Below are 4793 nucleotides of genomic sequence, written 5' to 3' on the forward strand. Positions count from 1 at the left end.
GGAGCCGGCCGCGACCGGGCGTGGCCACGCCGGCCGGCTCCCGGCCGACAGCGAGGCCGACGGCGCACGGTCCGGGGGAGGGCGGTGCCTCCCGCCGTCAGGCGGGGGTGATCCGCAGCCCGGTCTGCCGCGGCGTCGCGCCGTCGGCCGGGGCCGGCCTATTGCAGGGTCGTGGGCGCCGTGTCGCCGACCGCTCTCCCGAGCCTGTACCAGCGGGAATAGGTCCGGACCCAGGTCCGCCCGTCCGAGGCGTAGACCTCGGAGGTCCTGATCCGGCACGGCCGGGGGAAGTCGGGGTGCCCCGAGACGACGCCGGTCAAGGCCCTCACGGCCCGGAGCCCGACGTCCCAATCCTCCAGCAGGGGCGCGTCCGCCAGGTCCTGCGGCGACGGCCCCGCGCCCTCTTCGATGGCCTCCAGCGCCTCGGCGAGGTCGCGGAGGCGCTCGCCCGTGTCGCGGTGGTCCGCGCCGCCGCCGGCGGACGGCGCCGGGCCGAGGCTCTCGGCCAGGTCCTGCCGTCGCAACGGGGCGGCGGAGGGGTGCCGGGCGGCGGCCTCGATGGCGGCGATGAGGTGGAGGCCCTGGCAGAGGAGCCGGGACGTGAGGGTGCCCACGACGAGGCCGGCGGCGTCGGACGGGCCGAGGCGCGGCAGCGCGACCGGCAAGGCCCGGATCGCATCGGCCGCGTCGGGAGCGCCGGTTCGGACCGCCGCGCGCATCGAGCGCTCGAAGCGCGCCACGGCGGGCTCGCCGCCGGAGCGGCCGCAGCCGAGCAGCCAGACCGGGGCCGGGGGCCCGGCCTGAACGGGGGGCACGAGGCGCGGGTCGCCCAGCACGGCGGCCGCGAAGTGTTCGTCGAGCGGCGTGGGGCCGACCGGCAGAACGGCCGCGTCGAGATGCGCGCGCAGGGACGGCGCGGCGAGGCACTCGGCGGGCAGGTCGAGGATCAGCCAGCCTTCGCGGTCCCGGGCCGTCGCGGCCTCACAGGCGGCCTGCACCGCCGCCTCGGCCGAGGCGGCCTGAAGCTCGACAACGCGGACGGCGTCCGGCAACCTCGTGCCGCGAGGCAGCCGCGGCTCGGCCGGCCGGGTGATCCGCGCCAGCGTCGCCGGCCGCCCGGCGGCGGCGGCGAGCGTCGCCACGAGGACAGCATGGGCACTCACGGAACGTCCGTCGGCACCGAAGAACGCAGCGATCATGGCAGACCCCCAGCATGCACGCCCGAAGCCGTCCGCGGACACCAAGTCCACCGACAGCCACGAAACCGTCTCGTCTGAAATCGAATGGAATTATATCATTGGTATAAAGCTTTTTCAATGCGGAGAGCCGTACCATGACCTGCTGCTGTTCCCGAAGGTTAATGCTTATCCACCGGAAAAACCGGTGCCGGGGTACCTGTGCCAAGCGGCGCGCGCCCTCCTCGGGCTCTCGCAATCCGATCTGCGCGAGCTGTCGATGGTGTCGAAGAAGAGCATCAACGATTACGAGAACGCGTTCTCCGACCTCAGCGAGGGATTGGCCCTGCGGCTCCGGCAGGCCCTGGAAGGGCAGGGCGCCCGCTTCGTGCACGGGGACGGGGCCACGGGCGTCGTGACGGGGATGGCGCGGTCCGAGCTCGACCGAAGGTCGCGCTCGCCCCGCAAGAACGAGGCGCCCTCCGACCGCCCGTGAGGCCCCGGGGCCGGGCCGCCTCCGCCCTTCGGCCACGGGCGGCGTCCGGCGGGGTCCGGTCGACGCGCCTCGGTCATCCCGCGGCCAATCCGTCCCGGGGTCCCGCCGGCGGCCCTGGTGAGCGCATCGCGGGCCCGAGCCGGGGCGGCGTCCGGCCGGTGCGCCCGCGGCCCGGCGCCGGGGTGCCCGCCGGTGAGGGTACCGCCGGGAGCGGGGCATGCCGCCACGGCCGGCGGTGCCTCCGTTCGAGGCCGCGGCGAACCCGGCCTCCCGAAACCATGACGCCCGCCCTGCGGGCCGCGGGACCGCCATGATGCCGGACGGCGGCCAGGGCCGCCGCGGGCACCACGTCTCTCATCGTCGCGACGACGATTGGCGGGCGGCGTACGGAGACACCGCCTGGGATCCGACGCCGCACCGCGACGAACCCGATTGTATCCGCGGCCTCGAATCGCCATAAGGACGGGGATGACCCTCGGGATGCGGCAGAAGAGCTTCGACGCCGGGCGTGGCTGGTCGGTGACCGCCCTGCGCCTGCTCGCGCTCGTGCTCGTCCTGCTCATCGCCGCTCCCGACCTGGGCCTGGCAGCCGATTTCGCGTACCACGGCAAGGCACCTGCCGGGACGGAACTCTCGGTGGTCGCGCCGGCCGACGGCTCCGCGACCGACACGTCCGATCCGGGCGTGACCTGTCACGTGCATTGCAGCTGCCACCAGGCCATCACCGCGGACGCCGCTCCCGCGACGGCGCCCGCGGCGGCTGCCCAGCCCAACCGGTCCCGGTCCGTCGGCGCGCTCGCGTCGACCTGGCCGGACCGGCTGTCGAGGCCTCCTCGCGCCTGAGGTGACCGCGCCACCGAGGTGGCACGGGCCGCCCGGCGATCCGCCGGGCCAGTCGATCACCTTACGTGAACATGCGGGATCGACCGTCACCGCCGCGCAGGCGGGCAAGCGGCGTCCCGGTCGAGTCAGGCTCAATGCGCATTCTCCTGTCCGTGGTCATCCTGGCCACCGGCATCGCCATCGGCGGTGCCGTTCCCCGCGTGTCCGAATTCGTCCAGGACGCCCTCGCCTCGGTCGGGGTCCCGAGGATCCACCCGGCGCCCGCCGCCGGTCAGCCCTCCTCCGAGACCGACGTCCCGGAGCCCGCGGGCGAGCATCCCCGCCCGCGAGGGGCGAAGCCGGAGACCGGGCCTGCGACCGCCAAGCATCCGCACGGGGAGGGTGGGGGAGAGGCCGAGCCGACCGTGATCAAGATGCAGCCCGAGCAGGTTTCCGGGCAGGACATCACGGTCGTGACGGTGGAGGGGGGCACGCTCGCGCGCCACCTTCTCGTTCCCGGCACCATCGCGCCGGACGCCGACCGGATCGCCCGGGTGCCCGCGCGCGTGGTCGGGATTGTGGCCGAGATGCGCAAGCGCCTGGGCGAGGAGGTTGTGAAGGGTGAGGTCGTCGCGGTGCTCGACAGCCGCGAGGTCGCGGACGCCAAGAGCGAGTATCTCACCGCCTCAGTGAAGGCAGAGCTTGAGAAGACCAATTTCGATCGGCAGCAGGCGCTTTGGGAAAAGCGCATCTCGGCCGAATCGGCCTTCCTCAATGCCAAGGCCGTCTATTCGGAGGCGCAGCTTCGCGTCGACCTCGCCCGGCAGAAGCTCTCCGCCCTCGGCCTCAACGCCGCCGAGGTGGCGAGCGCGGCCAAACGGGACGAGACCACGCCCAACACCTCGACGCTGCGCCGCTACGAATTGCGCTCACCGCTGAGCGGGCGCGTGGTTGAGCGCAAGGTCGACCTCGGCACCGACGTCGGCGGTCAGGGCGACCCGGACGACCTGTATACGGTCGCAGACCTGTCCACCGTCTGGATCGAACTGGCGGTGCCAACCACCGAACTGGCCAAGGTCAAGGAAGGCGCGCGGGTCCTGGTCACCCCGAGCCAGGGCGACGCCGACAAGCAGGCCGAAGGCAAGGTGATCTTCGTCAGCCCGATCCTGAACCCGGACACACGCTCCGCCCGCGTCATCGTCGGGCTGCCGAACCGGGACATGGCCTGGCGGCCCGGAACCTTCGTCACCGCCGAGGTCGAGGTCGGCCAGGATGCGGTCAAGGTGCGGGTTCCGAAGGCCGCGATCCAGACCGTCGCCGGCGAGAAGGTCGTCTTCGTGCGCACGGCCACCGGTTTCGAGAAGCGCGAGATCGAGCTCGGGCGCTCCGACGACGATGCTTACGAGGTCGTCTCGGGCCTGAGGCCGGGCGACGAGATCGCGGTCGCCAACTCCTTCCTCCTCAAGGCTGAGCTCGGCAAGGCCGCGACCGGCGACAACGACTGAGCGAGAGCCCGCCCATGATCTCCCGCATCCTCGACTTCTCGGTCCACCAGCGCTGGCTGGTGCTGCTGCTGTCGCTGCTGGCCGCCGGCTTCGGCGGCTACGCCCTGACCAAGCTGCCCATCGACGCGGTCCCCGACATCACCAACAACCAGGTGCAGATCAACACGGTCGCGCCCTCGCTCTCGCCAATCGACATCGAGAAGCAGGTCACCTACCCGGTCGAGACCGCGCTCGCCGGGATCAAGGGCCTCGAATACACCCGGTCCTTATCGCGAAATGGCTTCTCGCAGGTCACCGCGGTCTTCGCGGAGAAGCTCGACATCTACTTCGCCCGCCAGCAGGTCGCCGAGCGCCTGTCCCAGGTCAAGCAGGACCTGCCGCCCGACGCCGAGCCCCGCATGGGCCCGATCTCGACGGGCCTCGGCGAGATCTACATGTGGTCGATCCACTACGCGAAGCCGGACGAGCGGACGGTGTCGCCTGCGGGCAAGCCGGGCTGGCAACCGGACGGCAGCTACCTGACCCCGGAAGGCCAGCGGCTCAGGACGGAGCTGGAGCGGGCCGCGTACCTGCGCACGGTGCAGGACTGGATCATCCGGCCCCAGATCAAGACCGTGCCGGGCGTGGCCGGCGTCGACGGCATCGGCGGCTTCGAGAAGCAGTACCACGTCCAGCCGGACCCGACGAAGCTCACCGCCCTCGACCTCTCCTTCTCCGACGTGGCGCGGGCCTTGGAGGCCAACAACGCCAACCAGGGCGCCCGCTACCTGGAGGACAACGGCGAGGGCTACGTCG

The 4793-nt window shown here is 72.4% G+C and carries 5 protein-coding genes; 4 read left to right on the forward strand and 1 reads right to left on the reverse strand.

Features of this window, described 5'->3' with window-relative positions; genetic code table 11:
- Positions 1-158: 158 nt before the first annotated feature.
- Positions 159-1163, reverse strand: coding sequence for a DUF6634 family protein (locus AX737_RS21535; RefSeq protein WP_153874037.1), 1005 nt, complete (start codon positions 1161-1163; stop codon positions 159-161).
- Positions 1164-1197: 34 nt separating this feature from the next.
- Between AX737_RS21535 and AX737_RS33515 the strand changes: the two genes are divergently transcribed.
- The 4 genes from AX737_RS33515 to AX737_RS21555 form a co-directional block, all read left to right on the forward strand.
- The gene (locus AX737_RS33515) at positions 1198-1671 is read left to right on the forward strand and encodes a helix-turn-helix transcriptional regulator (protein WP_153874036.1); all 474 of its coding nucleotides are present in this window, start codon (positions 1198-1200) and stop codon (positions 1669-1671) included.
- Between the two features lie 480 nt (positions 1672-2151).
- Complete coding sequence (locus tag AX737_RS21545) at positions 2152-2514, forward strand: hypothetical protein (RefSeq protein ID WP_050772664.1); 363 nt, start codon at positions 2152-2154, stop codon at positions 2512-2514.
- Between the two features lie 134 nt (positions 2515-2648).
- A complete protein-coding gene (locus AX737_RS21550) occupies positions 2649-3998 on the forward strand; it encodes an efflux RND transporter periplasmic adaptor subunit (RefSeq protein ID WP_012752978.1) in 1350 nt (449 codons plus the stop codon).
- Positions 3999-4012: 14 nt separating this feature from the next.
- Positions 4013-4793 (forward strand): efflux RND transporter permease subunit (locus tag AX737_RS21555; RefSeq protein WP_197430673.1); only part of this gene is annotated, 781 nt, incomplete at its 3' end.

The sequence above is a fragment of the Methylobacterium sp. CCH5-D2 genome, assembly GCF_001556475.1.
GTDB classification, from domain to species: Bacteria; Pseudomonadota; Alphaproteobacteria; order Rhizobiales; family Beijerinckiaceae; genus Methylobacterium; species Methylobacterium hispanicum.

Coding starts and splice junctions, on each gene's coding strand:
- AX737_RS21550 (WP_012752978.1), top strand. CDS start 2,649: ATGCGCATTCTCCTGTCCGTGGTCATCCTGGCCACCGGCATCGCCATC.
- AX737_RS21545 (WP_050772664.1), top strand. CDS start 2,152: ATGCGGCAGAAGAGCTTCGACGCCGGGCGTGGCTGGTCGGTGACCGCC.
- AX737_RS33515 (WP_153874036.1), top strand. CDS start 1,198: ATGGCAGACCCCCAGCATGCACGCCCGAAGCCGTCCGCGGACACCAAG.